The organism is Paenibacillus sp. FSL K6-1318, assembly GCF_037976905.1.
Classification (GTDB): Bacteria; Bacillota; Bacilli; order Paenibacillales; family Paenibacillaceae; genus Paenibacillus; species Paenibacillus amylolyticus_A.
In genome coordinates, this window is sequence record NZ_CP150270.1 from 5509510 (window position 1) to 5529233 (window position 19724).

The window sequence follows — 19724 nt, forward strand, 5'->3', positions numbered from 1 at the left end:
AAGTATCCACCTATAATTCCAAATATATCTTGATCGAAATCAGACACCTGTGATACTGTCGAGGATATAACCCGAAAGGACCTCAACATGAACATGAAGAACAAAAGATGGATATCGTTTCTTACACTTTTGATGCTGAGTTTATTCACAATCTCTAGTGCCCTACAGGTATCAGCGGCAAATGAGACTGAGCAGGCACCTGATGAGTACGATTGGATTACTGGACCAGCATCTGTCTCTCTGGACGGTAAGGCCACCCTGGAAGTCCCTGAGAGCCATTCCTATCTGGATAAGGCCAATACCCAACGTTCGATACTTAACAGTGGTGGAAAGCCTAACGGGAATGAAATCGGAAGCCTAACGAGCAATAGCGAATTCGGCTCGTGGTATGTCGTGTTCGAGTACGTGAAGACAGGTCATATTCATGATGACGATCAAAATTTGAGTGCTGAAGAACTGTTAAGCAGTTATATCCGAGGCACAGAAGAAGACAACAGAGAGCTTGATCCTGAATATAGAACGTACATAACAGGATGGGAAATCGAACCGGCATATGATAAGAGCAAGCATCAGTTGGTCTACTCCCTTGGTTTCAAGAATGCTGATCAGCAAGCCATGGTGAATTACAATGTAAAGCTTCTGACACGCGAAGGCTACATCACAGCCATTCTGGTTACAGATACGACCAACTTTCAACAGAGCCGCCAGGCATTCGAGGAAACGGTCCTTAATCAACTTAGCATTAATGCAGGATATACCTATGAGGAGTACAATGCTTCGACTGACAAAACATCCACCATAGGGCTCAACAGTCTTCTGATGGGCGGGATCGGATACACAGCTTCCCAGAAATTCAGTGCTCTTCTTTTGCTCAAAAAAGGATGGGCCTTGATCCTGGTTGTCGTTCTTGGGCTAATCGGGTGGATCAGATACAAGATCAAAAGCTCACATGGAGAAGAAGAAACACTCTCTCCCTCCGAGAGGACGTACCTGCAAGAAGCAGATGAGCAGCAATATGCTGATCAGAATGAATTATCCTATTACCGCCAATCTGGGCATCCATCCAACGCAGATAAACAAGATAAGCCCTGATCCTTGTTGATTCTCACGTCAGTACAGACTAGGAAACATAAAATAAGCCGTATATCTCTTCTGGAGAGATATACGGCTTATTTCTTACAAACTTCACATCATATCATACATATCGTGAATTATTCAGTTGCAGGTTCAACTGCACCTTTATAACGTTCTTTGATGAATGTTTTCACTTCTTCGGAGTGCAGAGCAGCAGCCAGTTTTTGGATTGCATCGGCATCCTTGTTGTCCTCACGGGAAACGAGGATGTTTGCATATGGGTTACCTTGCAGATCTTCGATCAGCAAAGCATCATTCGCCGGGTTCAGGTTCGCTTCAAGCGCATAGTTAGCGTTGATGAATACCAGATCCGCTTCATCCAACTGACGAGGCATCATGGCTGCATCCAGCTCAATGATATCCAGGTTCTTCGGATTTGCTGTGATATCTTGAATCGTAGAAGTAATATTTGTGTTGTCTTTCAGCGTAATAATACCTTCCTTCGCGAGCAACAACAGCGCACGTCCACCATTGGATGGGTCATTCGGAATCGCTACCTTTGCGCCATCTGCCAATTCATCCAAGGACTTAATTTTTTTGGAGTATCCGCCAAAAGGCTCAACATGAACAGGTGTTACAGCAACGAGATTGAATCCACGTTCTTTATTCTCTGTGTCCAGGTAAGGCTGGTGCTGGAAGAAGTTTGCATCCAATTTTTCATCAGCAAGTTGCTGGTTGGGTTGAACATAATCATTGAACGTAACGACTTGTAAACGAATCCCTTGTGCTTCCAGTTCAGGCTTGATGCTTTCCAGAATCTCTGCGTGTGGTGTAGGTGAAGCTCCAACTTTCAATTCAACTGTACGTGGTGCACCTGCTGAATTGTCTGCGCCGCTATCGGCGTCCTTGTTGTTTCCGCAAGCTGCGAGAACCGCAATCAACATAAGACTAAGTAGAGCAATAGACCATTTTTTCATGTGTAAAACCCCTTCTCTAATCATTTTTTTCATGTGGCATCCGCATTATTGCACATCCATCATGTTATCTATGTGTTATTTCCTGGTGAAAAATGTAACCAAGCGATCTCCAGCCATCTGGAGTATTTGCACTAGAATGATCATCGACACTACGGAGATGATCATGATTTCATTCTGATAACGGAAGTATCCATAGTTAATTGCCAGTGTTCCCAGGCCTCCACCACCAACCATGCCCGCCATTGCCGTATAGGAGACGAGCGTAACGATGGTGATCGTAATACCAGCAAGCAGACCAGGCAGCGCCTCAGGCAGTAACACCCGTCTTACAATCTGTCCGGTCGATGCGCCCATCGCCTGTGCCGCCTCAATGACACCCCGATCCACTTCACGCAGCGTGTTCTCCACCAAACGGGCGAAATAAGGAGCTGCTGAAATCACCAGAGGAGGTATAACGCCGAGTACCCCCGTAGCTGTACCGACGAGTATACGAGTGAATGGAATAAGAGCAACAATCAATATGATGAATGGGACTGAGCGCAAAATATTAACAATCAGGGATAGTATCGTGTACACTGCCCGTGACTTAATCGAAGCAGAACGGGCTGTCATGAACAGCAGAACTCCGAGCGGTAAACCTAAGATAACGGTAAACAAGCCTGATACACCCAAAATTTGCAGTGTCTCTATGGAAGCTTTACCAACCTCTTCCCAACGTACGGTTGAAAAATCCATCTAACGTAGCACCTCCACATCAAGTCCTTCTGCGGTTAATTCGGATATCGTCCGTTCAATCGCATCCGACTCACCCTCGAACCGAACGGTCAGTTGCCCATAAGGAACCTGTTTGATCGTAGAGATCGTACCTTGCAGGATGGCAAAATCCACGCCTGTCTTACGTACCGTTCTGGACAAAATCGCTTCATATGTTTTATTACCCAGAAAGGATATCTTCACAAGTTTGGAAGCAGCACCTGCCTGCAATTCAACGCTTGCATTCGCCAGAGCGGTCTCTTCCAGAGCAAGTCCAGCTTCATGGTCACGCATCGTGAAGTCCCGCGTAATGGCGTGCTGCGGCTTCAGGAATACTTCTGTTACAGGCCCCTGTTCCACAATGCCACCTTGATGAATGACAGCAACCTTGTCGCAGATGTTCTGGATGACGTGCATCTCATGTGTGATCAGCACAATCGTGAGGTTGTATTTTTCATTAATGTCGAGCAATAACTTCAGGATTGAATTCGTTGTTTGCGGATCAAGTGCCGAAGTAGCCTCATCACAGAGAAGTACATTCGGATCACTCGCAAGCGCTCTTGCAATCCCAACACGTTGTTTCTGTCCACCCGATAATTGAGCCGGATATTTGCTGCTATGGTGCTCCAGGCCAACCAGAGTGAGCATTTCCTTCACTTTGCGATCAATGGCTTCCTTGGGTGTATTTACAAGCTTTAGTGGAAAAGCCACATTGTCATATACCGTTGCCGAGGATAGCAGATTAAAATGTTGAAAAATCATGCCAATCTTGCGTCTCTGTTGCTGCAATTCAGTTTTACTCAGTTCAGTCAGGTTGATCCCGTCAACCCATACCTCACCCTCCGTTGGACGTTCCAACAAATTAATACAGCGAATCAGTGTACTTTTACCCGCTCCGGAATGGCCAATGACGCCATAAATTTCACCCTTGCGGATGCTTAAATCCAGATTGGATAACGCTGTTGTTGATTTTGCCCCTTTACCATACGTCTTAGTTAGACCTTTTAATTCAATCAATAGCACTTGCTCCTTCCTACCACCTACATGTATCTTTACCCGAAAGAAAGGAAAACTCCCCTTTACGTACAAAAAAAGAAGAGCCCCTTTGCAGATACAAAGACGGCTCTTCACGTGAATTTACCTTCTCATCTGCCAAAATCGTGTCTTGCACCATTTTGTAGGAATTAGCACCTAACATCTATAACGAATGACACATGTGTCATTCATTATAAATCGGTTGCCGGGCTTCATCGGGCCTGTCCCTCCGCCACTCTCGATAAGAAATATGAGGTTGTAAGATTCTATAAGTTCATGTAGTTCATGTTATATACTGTTCAATAGTTCAGAAACTTCTGTAAAAATAACGATATTCATGTACCATTCGGTCTGAAACTCAGTATAATCCAAGTATTCCGATTTGTCAAAGGGAATTATTTCATTTTATTTACTGCGTTAACGTTTCTTACCTTGCTTAAGCCATATCTGATTAATATAGCCGTATGAAGTACTTAACGTTTCACATACCATATCCACGCCCTGACGCATTTCATGCACATGCTGATCCAGATCCTCCAACTTCACTTTCCCTTGCAACGTCTGGTGTAACTGCCACAAATCATCATGCATTTCAGAGTTCATGTAGTGAATTTCCATATTACGTCGTTTGCGCAGCTTGCTCATCGGTTCACGATATGAATCCTTGATCTGAATCAATCGCAAGGCAAGGTCATGATGCTGCGTCGCATAATCGAACTGCCTTAACACGGTAAAATAAGAAAAATGTGCTTTTGTATTTGAGGTATTCAGCTCGAATATTTCATTCAATACGGTGCCGACTTTATCCAGAATGGCAAAACAACGGATGAAGCCATCTTTATAGAAATAAACATATCGGGCATATTCGGCTTTCTCGGCCTGCGTCATATCGTCCGTAGAGCCTGCAACGACCTTTTTGCGAAAATGAGCAGCAGCGAAACAGCTTTGCTCCAGTTCATCCAGCGAGGAGATGAGTCCCTGCGTCCACACATACAGTTTCCGATAGTCATGCGTGGGATCATGGTCCACATGCATTTGTCGCTGAAACAGCTCAAGCGTATGCGCCATGGACTCCATCGCTTCCTTTAATAACCCTTCGTTTATACGCGGCTTTTCTCCCAGCAACGTTCGCAGCATAACTAACCTCCTCTTTTCCACATCAACAAAGATTCATCACCATCATACATAAACCATTCCGAGTATACGTGTAATTGCTGCTTGCCATAGGTTGCCCTGATCCCCCTGACATCAAACAAAGTCCACCTGTCCAATGATGTACATCACTGAATGGTGGACTTTCAAATTTAGCCCAAGAGTCGTTCCAACCTCAACGAAATTTAGAAACGATTAGCTGGGCGATGCAGCTTGTACACTAGGAAACTCATATACGTTAAAACCCCGAACAATATGGCGATATCCAGCATATGAGCAAGGGCTACGAACATGTATACTTCCGGACGGCTCATCGTCACCATCATGAAAATACCAATGACCACTTGCATCAAAATCAGAATAACGGATACCACACCAAGGGTACGCATCTCCTTGTTATCCGGATGATTACGGTAAGCGAAGTGACCCAGAATAGCGATAACAATTACGAGCGATGCAGCCGCAGCACGGTGAGCAAACGCAACCGCCACCCCACCCGAAAGCTCAGGAATAATCTGCCCGTTACAGAGCGGGAATCCGGAACATCCGCCTGCAGAATCCGTGTGGCTCACAAATGCACCCGTGTATACAACGAGATACGTGTAAACCGTGGAGAACCAGACCAGATTCCTGAATTTTTTAGTGACCCGAGGGTATTTATTCAGACGCTCCAATCCACCATCTTTTGCCTCCTGCCTTATGCCTAGCGCCATCATGAGGGAACTGGCGAAAGCGATCAATGCAAAGCCGAAATGCAATGCCATGACTGCAGAAGATTGGGAGAAGACGACGGCAAAAGCCCCCATGATTCCCTGGACGATAACAAATACCAAGGTTAAGAAAGAAAACAATTGCAGGTCACGGCGTGACTTGCCGAACCGCAGAAAAGCAACAAATGAGGCAATGGACAACAGTCCAGCCAGTGCGCTTACAGCGCGGTGGGAATATTCAATAAGTGAAGCCACAGTATGTGCCGGAACGAGTTTTCCGTTACATAAAGGCCATTCCGTTCCGCAGCCAAGGCCCGATTCCGTTTTGGTTACGATGCCTCCACCAAAAGTGGCCAGAAACATGACAAGACAGGTTAATACGGTTAACCATTTAAACAAAGTTAAGTGCTTCAATTTTTTCTCACCCGCTGTTGGTTTAAGATGGCGAAGAATATTCTCCGCTTGTTTCGGTACTTTGACACTTATTTCACAACTAAACTCATTATACCGGATAAAATGTTCATTGACGTCGCGCTTTGTGACAAAATGTTAACGTCTGGTGAAATAATGACCCGCAGGTCATTAGGGATATGTAATATGAAACGTTTCTTACATCGAACGTCGAATACACAAACGCCATTTCCCTATTTCAAGAGAAATGGCGTTCTTTTTAGTATACCCTTTTATAACATGAACAATCTCCGGGGATAACAGCGATCAAAAGGTTATTCTGTCATCGGAGTGACTGTGTGTCTGTGTGAATATTCATCATTTGAACTTATATAACATCATTTATGGATCGTGTTGTACACCTCAACTGCACGATCCAGGAACTGCTCAATCTCTTCTCTCGACTTGCGCAGCTTGTTCACGTAACGTACGAGTTCGCGGCCATCTGTATACGCCACAAAGCTTGGAATACCAAGAATATTCTGCTCTTCACTGACCGTTCCAACCTGGTCTACGTCAACCTCAATCAAAGTCAGTTCACGTGCATATTTTTCTTCAACTTCAGGCATAAACGGATCGATGTATTTGCAGTCTCCACACCAGTCAGCCTTGAATACGGCAATCGTTAAACGTGGGGATTGAATGGCTACATCAAATGCCGGTTTGGATGTGATTGATTCCATTGGGTTCATCTTCCTTTCTGTACCTTGTCTTAATCTAAGTGAAGCAAATTGGCGAGTGGAAGTCAAATAATCAGCGCATACTTAGAATAAACCACATGGTCTGTGAAATTAAACCCAGAACATCATGAAAGGATGTCACAACATGACTTCCACCAGAACCGATTCTTCCAGCGAACAGCATCACGGGTCCCTCCTGCAGATTGTCCGTTCCATTCCGGGAGCTGCCCGGGAAATCTGGCGTGGCAAACAGGCTGCATGGCAAGCTTCGGCACAGCTTCGGCATCCATTGCGTGACATCGAGTGGGATACTGATACGGCTATCGCCCTGCAATCCGAGGTGGAGCGTTTGTTACCTGCCAGCGGCAAGTCTTTTGCACGCACTGACCAGGTCCAAAGTGCTCTCGTCTGTGAAGAAGATTGCATCATTCTGGAAGAGATCAAGACGCTGACCCAGGAGCATAATCGGAGTAACATCACTCGCACGGCTGCTTATCTGGAATGTTACGAACAATATCCTGAACTGCATTGGGCCCTACTGGCTCATATGGTCTCTCGCAACGGCGGATATCACATGACAGATCTTCAGAGTGACCTGATGCATAATTTACAGAATCCAAGCGATCGTGAGCATATGTATCGATTGCTGGAGCGATGCAATGCACTCATTTTCCAGGATGCGTATCCCCAGCTTTTGCTGTATATGAACAGTCGCCGGATCGGGCGCAGCTGTTTCCATCTCTTGTCGCACTTTCACGTATCGGCGTTCATGACGCCGTTTTGGGAACGCTTTTGGCTGGAACGATGCAGTTCACTGTTAAGTGTGGCATTAATTATTAATGAGCAGAACTATATCGAGAGCCGAGTGGTGCAGCATCCTTATTTTCAAAAAGAAGTACTTTCCAAACCCGCATTCCATCTGCATAATCTAGCCGGCCTGAATCATATCGTCTTTCCTCTTGGAAGAGAAGCTGGGCTTGCAGGACGGGTCATTGAACATTTTGGCAAGCTGGATGAGCGAATTCTGTTTGGCAAAGGCCTTTATGCCCTGTTGTTTGGTGTAGAACAAGTACACACACAAGTGTTGGAATTCGCACGTTCGGTTCCCCATCGTGGCTCACGTGCCGAATATTGGCCTGGCCTGTTTACCCATCATGAAGACGAGGCGGGTGAACATACACTTTATGCTCAAGAACTACTAGATGAAGAATGGCTACCCGAAGGGCAACGATTATATAGTCCGGAACTGCTCGCCGTATGGGTAGATACGCCTTATGAGCCGATTACCAGACAGGACTGGCTTCAGACTCGGGATTGTCTCGGTTATCTGACCGCACCACGCCGCCCATGGCTGTTTGAGATGAGTCACGAACATCGGTATGGCATGCTAAAAACAGCACTGGCTCATGATGCCAAGGCCATTACACACTAATGGTAAAGATCATATGGAAAAGGCTAGTCCACATCATACATGCGAACACCCAAAGTACAGCTAATTCAGGCTTGCTTGCCTAATGCTCAACCCACTCGGCCTAAGCTCTGCCTGAACTAAACAAAAAGCCCTGTCCGCTTCAACAGCAGACAGAGCTTGTATCTTATTTTGCACACAATATAGAGGCTTGAATGATGATCCCTTCCAGGGTTATCCTCTTTGTACGCCTCCACGTTGAAGACGCATAAGTGGACGAAGAATTTTTTGCAGAATACGGGGGTAACTGCCCAGCTCGTCCTTGCGCAGTACACGCAGCACAACCATGAGAACCAGATACACCACCACAACAAGCACACCAACCACAAGGCAGGTAAACAAGAAGGATACACGCGCTGGCAGGAACAGTCCAAAGATCATATTGCCAATCCAGTTCGTTGCAAATCCTACACCTGCGGCAAGCAGCACTGTAATGATAAACCCTTTCCAGCGATCTCCCATGATGGAGAAATCAACGATTTTGCGAAGGACCCGCAGATTCAGGTACGTGATCACTAGGAAGCAGAGGGCCGTTGCAATAATGATGCCATAAATACCGAAGATTGGCGCCAGAATCAAACTTGCGACCAATTTGATCACAACACCTGCTGCCACACTCACCATCGTAATCCGCGGTTTACCCACCCCAAGCAAAATGGAGTTGGTGGTCATCATCGTAATCTGGAAAATGGTACCGAATGTCAGCAAAGCAATGATCGGCGTTCCATCCAGATTGGTAAACAGCAATCCGTTAACCGAATTAGCAGCCGCACAAAGTGCAATGACAATCGGCATACCTGTCAGAATGGAAATGCGCAACGCAAGTGTAACCTGATTCTTCAGATGGGCTTCATCCTTGCGGGCAAATGCTGCCGAAATGACAGGCACCAACGATTGACTCAAAGCGATAGCCAAAATTGGCGGAATACCCGCAATACTTTGGGCCTTGGCACCGAGGATCGCCAGTACGCCTGTCGCTTCTTCGAGTCCGATCTGGCCACTAAGCAGTGGAACCACAAGGGATGAATCGATAAAGTTAATGGCTGGGACCGCAAGTGAAGACAGCACAATTGGAATAGAGAGCTTAAAGATATCACTGTAGATGCCTCGCATCGGCAATTGCTCTGCACGCTCGTAATTCAATTGCGCCGCACGGTCGCTACGACGCAGTTTCAAGGTGAAGTATAGCATGACACCGAAGGCACCAACACTTCCTAATACCCCACCAAATGAAGCACCTGCAGCAATCGTTTGGTCATCATAATTCCATTGCAGCATGACATAAGCCACGATAATGGCTGTACCTACACGGGCGAACTGTTCCACAATCTGTGAAATACCGCCTGCTGTCATGTTGCCGCGTCCCTGGAAATATCCACGCATCATCGCAATGGCTGGGAAGAGCAGCAAGGCTGGGGCCAAGGCACGAATGGCGCTGACCGATTCCGGTACTTTGGAGACATACGTAGCATAATAAGGCGCCGCGAACCACAATAAAGCAGACATGACTACCCCGGCGACAGCCGCAAAGATCAGGGCTGCACGGTAGATCTGTTGTGCTTCACCCGCGCGTCCGAGTGCGTAGCGTTCCGACACCATTTTGCTAAGTGTACTCGGTATGCCCGCCGTTGCTACAGTTAACAGCATTAAATATACCGTATTGGAGATGGTAAACGATGCGTTACCGATATCCCCGAGGATATGCTCCAGCGGCACCCGTTGAACCAATCCGAGTACCCTCGCGATCAGTGCAGCTGCCGCCAGAATGAGCGTACCCTTAATGAATGTTTCTTTCTTAGACAAACCAATTCCCCTTCTTTCCTCCACACCGGACGTGCATCCCGTTGAAGCTAATCCATAACGTTAGGCGAATCTTACCACCCAGATAATAAAGAGAACAATCATGACGATTTGCAAAATAATTTTCATCACAGTGCTCGTAAATAGTCCCACCACGGAACCAAAACCAACTTTCGACGCTTTGGAAGGTGAAGACCCTCCGATCAGTTCCCCGATAAAAGCACCGATAAATGGTCCCAGCACCAGTCCGAATGCCGGAATGACAAATGGCCCAATGATAACACCAATGGTACTCAGCGTTGTCGATAACTTGGAGCCACCGAACTTCTTCACGCCCCAAGCGCTGACGACATAATCAGCCACGAACAATACGACAACAATCAAAATCTGGATGATCCAGAACCACACGCCGAACGGATCAAAGCTGAAGAACCAGCCGTAGACCAGAAATGCGAAGAAAATCGCTACAGCACCAGGCAGTATGGGATATACCGTTCCAGCCATTCCCACTGCAAACAGCAGCACAATTAAAATCCAGGCAATGGTTGCGAGCAAAGATTACTCCCCCTTCAAAATATGTTCACGGATCACTTCGACGATACCGTCGTCATTGTTACTCGCTACGATCAGATCAGCCGCTTCCTTCACCTGCTCTTGCGCATTGCCCATAGCCACACCAAGACCCACGGCCTCAATGACAGCCAGATCATTCAGACTGTCTCCGACAGCAACAACTTCGGACATTTCGATGCCCAGTAGCTTGCAGACTTCCGCTACACCACTCGCTTTGGATACGCCAGCAGGGTTGATCTCAATATTAACGGGTGAAGAATTCGTCATTTGCAGACCACCCATTTGTTGCAGTTCCATCATGATCTGGTGACGGACTTCATCCACTTCGGTATTGAAGCCAAATTTCAACCATTCCAGACCTTCAATATTGTCTGTCCAGCGATCACGGTTGAACAGCTCTTCCACGGAGTATGCCCAGTACCAGCTACTATATTTCTCACCAATTTCCTGCATTTTACGAATCAATGCCGGGTCCATCAGATGACGCATATGCAGATCATGCGGGGCTTTCCAGACCTCACTACCGTTAACGGTAACCATCGGTGTCTCCAGTCCAAGTTGGACCGCATAAGGCATCGCGTGGAATACAGCTCTTCCCGTGGAAAGGCACACATGTACACCCCGACGAATGGCAATCTGTATCCACTTGGCGGTCTCCTGCGTAATTTCATGATTATCGTTAAGCAATGTTCCATCCATATCCAATGCCAGCAATTTGTATTTCAGTTCACTCATACAGTAGTTCCTCCTAGGTTGTCTCTCTCCAAGTTGAACTCATGGATATCCATTCAGGTACTACGTGGGCAGAAAACCTTTCGATTGCTGTTATCCCCAGATTTTCTTGATTCCATCTACAATGGAGAAAATTCGGTTATCAACGCAACCACTTCGTTTCTTTAGGTCTTTTCTGCCCTCTCCGTTCCACAATGGTTCTCCAGCTCAACTTAAAGGTTCTCTTTATCTAATTTTAAACATTCTTTCACAACAAGATCGCCCGGCATCCGTAAAACGGACGCTCCGGACGTCACAGCTAACGACATTTTACCACAGATCATCTGTATGCAACAAAATAACCCGTAATCGAAACGTTGACGCTTCACGACAGATGTATATTCCAAATCGAACTAACCATTCATGTCTTTAAGGCAAGCAGTATCCAAAAAAGGCAAGGGAAATTCCCCTGCCTCTGCAAATCAAATATAATTCATTCACTGCATATCAGTGCATTTCAATATTCTGTATTACTTACTCTTGGTCTTGCTTCTGATCTTTCTTGCCTTTCGGTGTTCCATCGAGACCATACACTTCGTCATATGCATCGAAAATTTTCCGTGCTATTGGTGAAGCACTGACTGACCCGAACCCACCTTCCGGAACAACAACAGCGACAGCAAGCTTCGGATTATCTCGTGGTGCAAAGGCAATAAATACACCATTCTCTTTTTTGTTCGGTCCGGTCCCCTGCTCTGATGTTCCTGTTTTCCGTGCATAATCGTAAGGGAAACCGTCAAATGAGCTTACTTTGGTAACCATTCCTTTATGAACTTCATTCCAGTGCGCATCGGAAAAATCAACTTCATTGAGCACTTTAGGTTTAATCTCTTTCACCACATTGCCGTCCGCGTCACGGATTTCCTTCACTAAGTGTGGTTCCATCCGTTTGCCCTTATTGGCAAGCATCGTGGTGTATTGTGCGAGTTGCATGGTCGTGTACTTGGCTTGCTGTCCAAAGGAGGCAAATGCCAAACGTGTTAGAGCTGATTCATGATCTTCTTTGTATTCCAGCCGACCCAAGAACTCGTTAGGTAAATCTACTCCCGTAGAGACACCCAAACCGAAATCCTGCATGTATTTGTGCCAGACATCGATGCCTTTCTCTGAGCCATATTTGCTTAACAAACGTTTACCTACCATATCGATCATGAAGGCATTGGAGGATTTTTCAATCGCTCTTCTGGCGGTGATAGAACCATTATAAGCAGAATGCGAGTTTTTCACCTGTCGTCCGTCTTTCCCCAAAACCGCATATCCCTGATCATGATAGGTCTGTCCGGCTGTAAATAACCCCTCTTTCAATCCAATAAGCACACTTAGCGGTTTGATGACCGATCCAAGGAGTACAACGGATTCGGCCCGACTAGGCTTGGCATCATTCGGTGGGAACGACTCGGTGGTTCCGTTCCGGAATACATACTTAATTTTGTCATAATCCCAATCGTTCGGATCATAATCCGGCATACTCGCCATAGCCACCACATTTCCCGTGTCCACTTCCATGGCTACTGCGTATCCCGTAATCGCCTTCGGAAGTCTGCGCAGTTCGTCCGTTATCGCCTCTTGTGCGGCCATCTGAATTTCCTTGTTAATGGTGGAAACCAGACTGTAGCCTTTCTCTGGCGGTGTTTGTAACATCGTTCCATCTGGCAAATTGCGTGCGTCAATATCAATGGACTGGTATCCGCTTCGTCCACGAAGTTCTTCCTGGTATTGCAGCTCCAATCCATCAAACCCAACCTTCTCTTCCTCATGATACACAAGCCCTGGATCACGCTGGGTACTTGCCCCCTCACGGATAGCCTTGTATTTGGCAATGGAATCTGGTGCCCGTTTGAACTCTCTTGTATAACCAACAATCTGAACTGCTACACCATCCGGGTCATATTTTCTTATGTTTTCTTCCAGCACCATAACGCCCGGATAATCCGCTTTTTTCTCCATAAAAAAAGCAATTTCTTTGGTCGATAGATCCGACTTCACCAATCTTGGCACATATCCGAACGTTTTCTGATAATCCAGATCCAGTCGTTTGATGATTTCTTCCGCATCCGGCTGCTCCTTGTCCCCTGGATTAAACTGCTTAAACACAGCGGCCAGATCATGAGCCAGTTCCTCTGCTTCCTGCCTGCGTTCATCGTTCCGATAATCTTCATATAACAGCACATAGAGGGACTGCACTGGTTCGGAATAGGCCAGCGCGACTTCCCCTGTCGCATCATAGATGGGACCGCGAACAGGTGCGAGTGGAATGTCTTTGGTATTACGACTCGTTTCCATATACGTTAGTTCAGGACCCTCCACAAATTGCACAAAGGCCAATCTGAAAATGAGGATACTGAATATGACAAATGCCGCGAAAAAAAACAGATTTAACCTTGCAGTCGACGGCTTGTTGACGGGTGTATCTTCCTCAGTCATGGGTTTCTTCCTCAATCGGTTAAACATGGTTTAAGCCTCTCCCGTTCCTCTATAAAAATAAAATATTTAATCCGTCTTGTGAACGTGTTCAATCCGATATTTAATCCTTTCTCATACAAGTCTACCAAAGGTTAGCTGTCACGTCTTTCAATTTTTGGTTACATTTTCGTAAACAGAACCGTTACACGAACCAATCTACCGATTTAAATGTAAACACTGACATATCAACATTATCCCGCTCTGTCGAAAGCGTTTACCCTTTCCTTATATAAACGTAATACGGCTCATTTGGTTACACATTAATGCAATTAATTAGTTCACTCCCTCGATCCAAGCTCTGCGTAAATACAAAAAAGAGGACCCCACCAAGGGTCCCCTCTGTAACAATGTCTCACATCACTGTGTGCCTGATTCCGATTCTGCATCTTTATTTTTGTCTTTTTTCGGTATACCGTCGAGACCGAATTCCTCGTCATAGGCATCGAAGATCGCACGTGCAACCGGAGCCGCACTACTCGAACCAAAGCCCCCTTCGGGGATAACCACAGCAACAGCCAGCTTCGGATTATTACGTGGTGCATAGGCGATAAACACCCCATTATCCACCAGTTTTCCACCTACCACCTGTGTCGATGTTCCTGTTTTTCTGGCAAAGTCATAAGGGAATCCGCTAAATGCGGATACCTCGGTTGCCATGCCTCGTTGTACTTCATTCCAGTAAGCATCGTTAAACTCCACCGTGCTGAGTACCTTCGGTTTTACTTTCTCGACCACGTTGCCTTCCGAATCCCGGAACTCTCTGACCAGTTGTGGCTCCATCCGCTTTCCTTTGTTTGCCAGCATCGTCGTGTACTGTGCTAACTGCATGGTTGTGTATTTCCCCTGCTGTCCAAAGGAACCATACACAAGACGCGTCAGCGAGCTTTCCGTGGTGTTCATGTAATCCCGTATGCCCAAGAATTCATTCGGCAGATCCACCCCTGTGGATACTCCAAGACCGAACTGCTTCATGTATTCATCCCATTTGTCAATTCCGGTCGCACCATATTTCGAGTACAACTTCTTCCCGATCTCATCAATCATGAATACGTTCGAGGAATGACGAATCGCATCATGCGGACGCATCGCACCATACACATGGCCCGACGAGTTCTGAACTCTGCGGTTGTCTCCACCAAAGGTCGTTGAACCTCTATCTGAGTAAACGGTATTTGTTGTGAAGAAACCTTCTTTCAAACCGATCAAGACACTAAGCGGTTTGATCGTGGAGCCGAGTAACACGATCGATTCGGCTCGCTTTTTAGAATCATCCGGAGGGAAAGAACGAATCGTACCATTTTGGTACACATATTTAATATCATCGTATTGATCATTCGTGATACTGCCTGTTCTCCAGAGGTTGGTATCATAATCCGGCATACTGGCAGCAGATACGATTTTCCCCGTGTCCACTTCCATCGCAACCGCAAATCCGGTCTTGGCATTCGGATGCAATTTACCGGAAACCGGATTCCGATGAAGCCAACTCAACTGATCCAGAATGGCCTGTTCTGTTTTCACCTGAACGTTCTTGTTAATGCTGGAAATCAGGTCGTACCCTTTCTCCGGCGGGGTAGTACCAGCCACACCTTCAGGCAAGTTACGCAAATCAACATCAACGGATGTATATCCGCTTTTGCCGCGGAGAGCATCCTGATATTGCAGCTCCAGTCCATCAAAGCCTACAAATTCATTTTCCGTGTACACCAGGCCCGGATCCGTTTGCGTTTTATTGGCCTCGTCCACCTCTTTGTATTTGTCCAGGGCCTTCGAACTTCTGAACTTCTTCAAATAACCGATGGTCTGAACCGCTACCGTATCCGGATCGTAGAAACGTACACTCTCCTCGACGATCTGAATACCTTTGAACTCATCCTTATGTTGCAGGAAATAAGCGACTTCTTCCTCGGACAGATCACTCTTGATCAGTCGTGGCATAAAACCGTTCGCTTTGCGGGAGTTCAAGTCCATCTCTTCGAGAATTTGCTCCACCGTAAGTGATTCTGAATCCTTCAGCTTGTACTGTTCAAACACATCATGCAACCGGGTTGCAATATCCTGTACTTCCCCTATGTTAGGACTCGGTTTCCCATCAACATCCCCATAGTTTTTATAAAGTGTCAGGTAGAGAGACTGAATGGGCTTGGAGTATGCCAGCTTCACTTCACCTGTGGAGTCATAGATCGTTCCCCTCACGGGAGGAAGCGGTACATCCTTGGTAATGTTACTCGCTTCTTCCTGGCTGAGTTCAGGTCCTTCGACAAATTGCAAAAACGCCAATCGTACAATAATAACGCTAAAAATAACAAAGGAAGCGAAGAAAAATACGTTCATTCGGTAGCTAAATCGCCGTTTGTCCGTAAGTTCGTCCTTCTCATTGGAATGCTTTTTCATCCATCCTACCTCTTTCATGACTTGATGCATACCACTCAAACTGATTCTTCGCAGCATGATAACCTGGCAACGTCGTCATATTCCGGACCCATGTCCGTTGTAATGTTAAGTTGATTGATCCTTTAAGTGGGTGTCGGCAAAATTCGGAGGATTAAACCAATCTCCACTGATTGCCCACGTCGGATCAAGCGGAACCCAGCTCTCGGAATCACTCAAATACACTTCATTCCACGCATGCGGTCCGTATCCGCCCTGGCCGTTATACCCAAGTCCTGTAACGACTTTGACTTCAAGTCCTTGTGAACGAGCCATTACGGCATAGAGACGGGCATAATCAATACATACGCCTTTGCGTGTATCAAAAGTATTCTGCGGATTCTGTTCATGCCATATGCCCTTTTGCTCATAGTCATCCACTTTACCATAGTCATACTGAATCCGTGAACCTACCCAGTCGTATAACGCTCTTGCTTTGGCCTCATCTGTCGATTGGCCTTTTACAATTTCACTCGCTGCAGATTCAATGTCTGTCGGAATATTATGGTCAATGACTTCATATTTGCGTTGCAGGATGCCGCCCAGTTCCTTCTGCACAGCCTGCGTAAATACGGGAAGCTTGTCCTTGATGAACGTGCCGGACAACGGTTCGATAACCGATTTGGCCCCTTGCATATAGATGGGAGATGCCTCCACATACCTGCTAAACATGCTTCCTGGGTAAAGACTGACAATCATGAACAGTACCGCAATGACAATCATTCCACGGACGGAGCCTATGATTGTGCCAATCAATGCACCTGTCAGCCGGCTAAACATACCTTTAGGAGCACTTTCCTCGCCTAGACCCTGCCTGCTGCTAAACATAAATGAAGACAGCAATCCGAGAATCATTCGGATGAGCCCGTAGCTGAGTACAAATAATACGGCGAACCGCATCAGCGGAAAATCTGCAATCGCCGTAACCAACGTATAATACATCTGTTCCCACCGATTTAACTCACGGTTAGGCATGGCTGAAGCATACGCAGACAGCCACTGCTGCACATATGGCGCAAGCCACATCGTTAAACCGATCGACAACAGAATACCAATCACCGCCATAATGCCATCCATCAGGAACCCGAAGAGTCTGCCTGCTGAACGCGAAGCCCCTCTGGACCAACCCTGCAACAATGAAGCAGCTACAATCAGCAGCAGCATAATTGTGATGCCATTAAACTCCTTCAGGCTGTCCAGCCAATTCTGCAGCACGTACTGATTCCCCCTTTACTACGATGCTGGTGCTGTTTTGTTCTCCTGTGCCTGTTCGACAAACGTACGTATCGTTTCATTGTCGAGTTTCCATTCGCCAAGAGAAATTCCGCGGAAGGTCACATCCACTTTATCCGATTGAGTTCGACCCTTAATCTCCACATTGGGACTTGTGATGGTGAATGCTCCATCCTGTCCTTTAACGTATGTCGCTTTGGAAGCTTCCTTAAGCATCATGCTGGTCGCTTCTTTCTTCAATGTGTCCATCGTACTGGATTGTACGTCTGTCACTGTCTGTTTGATCTGATCAATGGAGATGCCGCTGTATATCAGTAGAGCCGCAATAATGATGATGGCAATCGCCCATTTCAATACGGTTTTGACCACATTCAGAACAAAGAACAAAATGATCAACGCAACCACGATCACCAGCCAGTTCTGCATCACAAACTCTTTGATTACTTCTATGTTCATGATTACACCTTCCGTATTAGAATTCATTCGTTACACTTCCCGAATATTATACATGATTTCCGAAGCTGCTGTCAGCTAAGCCCTCTCCCGTAAAAATAAACGGTCTAAGTTCGTCCCGCCGGGCGTACAAGTAGTACCATGAGGTTCTGCTGACGAACGGGGAACACGTTCAAGACTTGTACTTTGAATATGCATCGCTTAACAAGGAGGGGCTTATGTGAAAACGGCCATCTGGCTATACCTGTTTTTGTTCCTTGCTGTATTTGATTTGCACGCCCAGTATCCCATTCTGACCCCTTTTGCCATATCACTTGGAGCCGCCCCTACCTTCATCGGCTGGATGATGGGTATCTATTCCTTAACACATCTTCCTGGCAATCTGATTGCCGGAACGCAAATCGATAAACATGGCAGTCGCCGCTACATTGTATTCAGTCTGCTCGGTGCAGGATTCATCCTGCTCCTGCAAGCCTATGTCCAGACACCATGGCAACTGCTTGCGCTGCGTTCCATCAGCGGTTTTGTACTGGCCTTCCTGTCTCCTGCATGCCTCGCCTTGCTTGCACAGCTATCCAGCGATCCGGTGAAACAGGGGAAGTATATGTCGGGTCACGGCGTAGTGCATACCCTCGCCTCTGTTGTATCGCCAGCAGCCGGTGCGATCATTGTGGGCTCTATGGGCTTCTCCGCTACATTCTCAGGCTTGGGTTATCTGCTTATTCTCACAGGTGTCATTGCATTCATGACGATGCCTCGTGGTATCGTCAAGCAGCACGAGAGAGTAACTGAACCTGCTAAACCTGATGTCTCACCAGCAAATGCACAAAGTGCATTTCTACCGGTGTCCTGGCGATACTTTGCCCTGCCTCTGGTTATTGCCTGTGCCCAAGGAATTCTCTTCTTCGAATTACCCCTGCGGGGAGGAGGACAATCGTCCATCATGTCTACCGGACTGCTGTTCTCCATTATCAGTATTGGGGCACTTTTCACACTCAGCATGTTATTTCTCAACCGGTATTCCCCAAAACTGCGTCTGGTTGCGGGCGTGCTGTTAATGTCCTTGTGTTTTTTTGGGATGGCAGCCATTCCGCAAATTCCGTTGACCACCGTATTATTTGTACTTGGGATGTCCAAAGGCATTATCTTTCCAGCTATGGCTACCCTATTTATCCGTCTGAGCGGAGGAAGCAAGCTGGGGCGCATTTTCTCGCTGCAATCCATCGCCACCTCCATCGGATCTTTCATCGGCCCCATCACTGCCGGGCAACTCCGTGTCGGGTTATCACCCTATTTCATTGCCTTTGTTCTGTTAATGATCGGTATGCTGTTGCTTCCATACTACACATCCAGAAGCGAAGCTTCCCTGTCCGATCCGAAAAGTATATTGAATTAGGCCAGTATTTTCTTTAGCTTTGCATCATTCCCCCACTTACAGCTAAACTATATAAAATGGACTAACGTTTTACACGTTAATAAAAGCTAACTGGGAAATCTATCTTTTACAATCACCGAAGGTTTTATCTTATTGAAGATCATTAAAGTTGAACAATTAGCCAAAAGTAGTGAAGGGAACGGAATCGATTTTGAAGAAGCGGTAGCGTTCGCCTTTGTCTCCAAATATTAACTTTATAAAAGTAAATCAGAAATATATGGAGACAACAGCGATCGGAAGAACGATCCGTAACCGGAACGGCCACTG

16 protein-coding genes and 1 riboswitch are annotated in these 19724 nt (G+C 46.5%); of the genes, 3 read left to right on the forward strand and 13 right to left on the reverse strand.

Going from position 1 to position 19724, the window contains the following annotated elements; genetic code table 11:
* Positions 1 to 132 precede the first annotated feature (132 nt).
* Positions 133 to 1092: a DUF2167 domain-containing protein gene (locus tag NYE45_RS24485; protein ID WP_340014364.1), complete on the forward strand. Its 960-nt coding sequence runs from the start codon at positions 133 to 135 to the stop codon at positions 1090 to 1092.
* A 119-nt stretch (positions 1093 to 1211) separates the two neighbouring features.
* On the opposite strand, the gene NYE45_RS24490 is transcribed toward NYE45_RS24485, so the two are convergent.
* The 6 genes from NYE45_RS24490 to NYE45_RS24515 all read right to left on the reverse strand — a co-directional run bounded on the left by NYE45_RS24490 (position 1212) and on the right by NYE45_RS24515 (position 6834).
* Positions 1212 to 2051, reverse strand: coding sequence for a MetQ/NlpA family ABC transporter substrate-binding protein (locus tag NYE45_RS24490; protein ID WP_062837980.1), 840 nt, complete (start codon positions 2049 to 2051; stop codon positions 1212 to 1214).
* 75 nt (positions 2052 to 2126) lie between these two features.
* Entirely contained in the window at positions 2127 to 2786 is a 660-nt protein-coding gene (locus NYE45_RS24495; protein ID WP_145151695.1) for a methionine ABC transporter permease, read from the reverse strand.
* Entirely contained in the window at positions 2787 to 3821 is a 1035-nt protein-coding gene (locus tag NYE45_RS24500; protein WP_340014365.1) for a methionine ABC transporter ATP-binding protein, read from the reverse strand.
* 125 nt (positions 3822 to 3946) lie between these two features.
* Positions 3947 to 4087, reverse strand: a riboswitch (SAM riboswitch).
* 169 nt (positions 4088 to 4256) lie between these two features.
* A complete protein-coding gene (locus NYE45_RS24505) occupies positions 4257 to 4976 on the reverse strand; it encodes a Cthe_2314 family HEPN domain-containing protein (RefSeq protein WP_340014366.1) in 720 nt (239 codons plus the stop codon).
* Between the two features lie 200 nt (positions 4977 to 5176).
* Entirely contained in the window at positions 5177 to 6100 is a 924-nt protein-coding gene (locus NYE45_RS24510) for a heme A synthase (protein WP_268801834.1), read from the reverse strand.
* 389 nt (positions 6101 to 6489) lie between these two features.
* Positions 6490 to 6834 carry a thioredoxin family protein gene (locus tag NYE45_RS24515; protein ID WP_062837984.1) on the reverse strand — a complete coding sequence of 115 codons (345 nt, stop codon included), beginning with the start codon at positions 6832 to 6834 and terminating at the stop codon, positions 6490 to 6492.
* Positions 6835 to 6976: 142 nt separating this feature from the next.
* Between NYE45_RS24515 and NYE45_RS24520 the strand changes: the two genes are divergently transcribed.
* The gene (locus tag NYE45_RS24520; protein ID WP_340014367.1) at positions 6977 to 8263 is read left to right on the forward strand and encodes a DUF2515 family protein; all 1287 of its coding nucleotides are present in this window, start codon (positions 6977 to 6979) and stop codon (positions 8261 to 8263) included.
* A 210-nt stretch (positions 8264 to 8473) separates the two neighbouring features.
* Here NYE45_RS24520 and NYE45_RS24525 read toward each other — a convergent pair whose 3' ends face one another.
* The 7 genes from NYE45_RS24525 to NYE45_RS24555 all read right to left on the reverse strand — a co-directional run bounded on the left by NYE45_RS24525 (position 8474) and on the right by NYE45_RS24555 (position 18052).
* Complete coding sequence (locus tag NYE45_RS24525) at positions 8474 to 10102, reverse strand: polysaccharide biosynthesis protein (protein ID WP_340014368.1); 1629 nt, start codon at positions 10100 to 10102, stop codon at positions 8474 to 8476.
* 60 nt (positions 10103 to 10162) lie between these two features.
* Complete coding sequence (locus NYE45_RS24530) at positions 10163 to 10603, reverse strand: DUF456 domain-containing protein (protein ID WP_047841365.1); 441 nt, start codon at positions 10601 to 10603, stop codon at positions 10163 to 10165.
* Positions 10604 to 10657: 54 nt separating this feature from the next.
* Positions 10658 to 11407, reverse strand: a complete 750-nt coding sequence (locus NYE45_RS24535) for a Cof-type HAD-IIB family hydrolase (RefSeq protein ID WP_340014369.1) — start codon at positions 11405 to 11407, stop codon at positions 10658 to 10660.
* Between the two features lie 510 nt (positions 11408 to 11917).
* Entirely contained in the window at positions 11918 to 13867 is a 1950-nt protein-coding gene (locus NYE45_RS24540; RefSeq protein ID WP_340014370.1) for a penicillin-binding protein 2, read from the reverse strand.
* A gap of 396 nt (positions 13868 to 14263) precedes the next feature.
* Positions 14264 to 16300, reverse strand: coding sequence for a penicillin-binding transpeptidase domain-containing protein (locus tag NYE45_RS24545; RefSeq protein ID WP_340014371.1), 2037 nt, complete (start codon positions 16298 to 16300; stop codon positions 14264 to 14266).
* Positions 16301 to 16405: 105 nt separating this feature from the next.
* Positions 16406 to 17551: a transglutaminase domain-containing protein gene (locus NYE45_RS24550; protein ID WP_340014372.1), complete on the reverse strand. Its 1146-nt coding sequence runs from the start codon at positions 17549 to 17551 to the stop codon at positions 16406 to 16408.
* Between the two features lie 18 nt (positions 17552 to 17569).
* Complete coding sequence (locus NYE45_RS24555; protein ID WP_175623787.1) at positions 17570 to 18052, reverse strand: ATPase; 483 nt, start codon at positions 18050 to 18052, stop codon at positions 17570 to 17572.
* A gap of 190 nt (positions 18053 to 18242) precedes the next feature.
* Between NYE45_RS24555 and NYE45_RS24560 the strand changes: the two genes are divergently transcribed.
* Positions 18243 to 19418, forward strand: coding sequence for an MFS transporter (locus tag NYE45_RS24560; RefSeq protein WP_340014373.1), 1176 nt, complete (start codon positions 18243 to 18245; stop codon positions 19416 to 19418).
* Positions 19419 to 19724 lie beyond the last annotated feature (306 nt).

Excerpts from the sequence above, each read along its gene's own strand:
- NYE45_RS24520 (WP_340014367.1), top strand. The coding sequence starts at position 6,977 with ATGACTTCCACCAGAACCGATTCTTCCAGCGAACAGCATCACGGGTCC.
- NYE45_RS24545 (WP_340014371.1), bottom strand. The coding sequence starts at position 16,300 with ATGAAAAAGCATTCCAATGAGAAGGACGAACTTACGGACAAACGGCGA.
- NYE45_RS24535 (WP_340014369.1), bottom strand. The coding sequence starts at position 11,407 with ATGAGTGAACTGAAATACAAATTGCTGGCATTGGATATGGATGGAACA.
- NYE45_RS24505 (WP_340014366.1), bottom strand. The coding sequence starts at position 4,976 with ATGCTGCGAACGTTGCTGGGAGAAAAGCCGCGTATAAACGAAGGGTTA.
- NYE45_RS24530 (WP_047841365.1), bottom strand. The coding sequence starts at position 10,603 with ATGGCTGGAACGGTATATCCCATACTGCCTGGTGCTGTAGCGATTTTC.
- NYE45_RS24515 (WP_062837984.1), bottom strand. The coding sequence starts at position 6,834 with ATGGAATCAATCACATCCAAACCGGCATTTGATGTAGCCATTCAATCC.
- NYE45_RS24495 (WP_145151695.1), bottom strand. The coding sequence starts at position 2,786 with ATGGATTTTTCAACCGTACGTTGGGAAGAGGTTGGTAAAGCTTCCATA.
- NYE45_RS24555 (WP_175623787.1), bottom strand. The coding sequence starts at position 18,052 with ATGAATTCTAATACGGAAGGTGTAATCATGAACATAGAAGTAATCAAA.
- NYE45_RS24485 (WP_340014364.1), top strand. The coding sequence starts at position 133 with ATGCTGAGTTTATTCACAATCTCTAGTGCCCTACAGGTATCAGCGGCA.
- NYE45_RS24540 (WP_340014370.1), bottom strand. The coding sequence starts at position 13,867 with ATGACTGAGGAAGATACACCCGTCAACAAGCCGTCGACTGCAAGGTTA.
- NYE45_RS24490 (WP_062837980.1), bottom strand. The coding sequence starts at position 2,051 with ATGAAAAAATGGTCTATTGCTCTACTTAGTCTTATGTTGATTGCGGTT.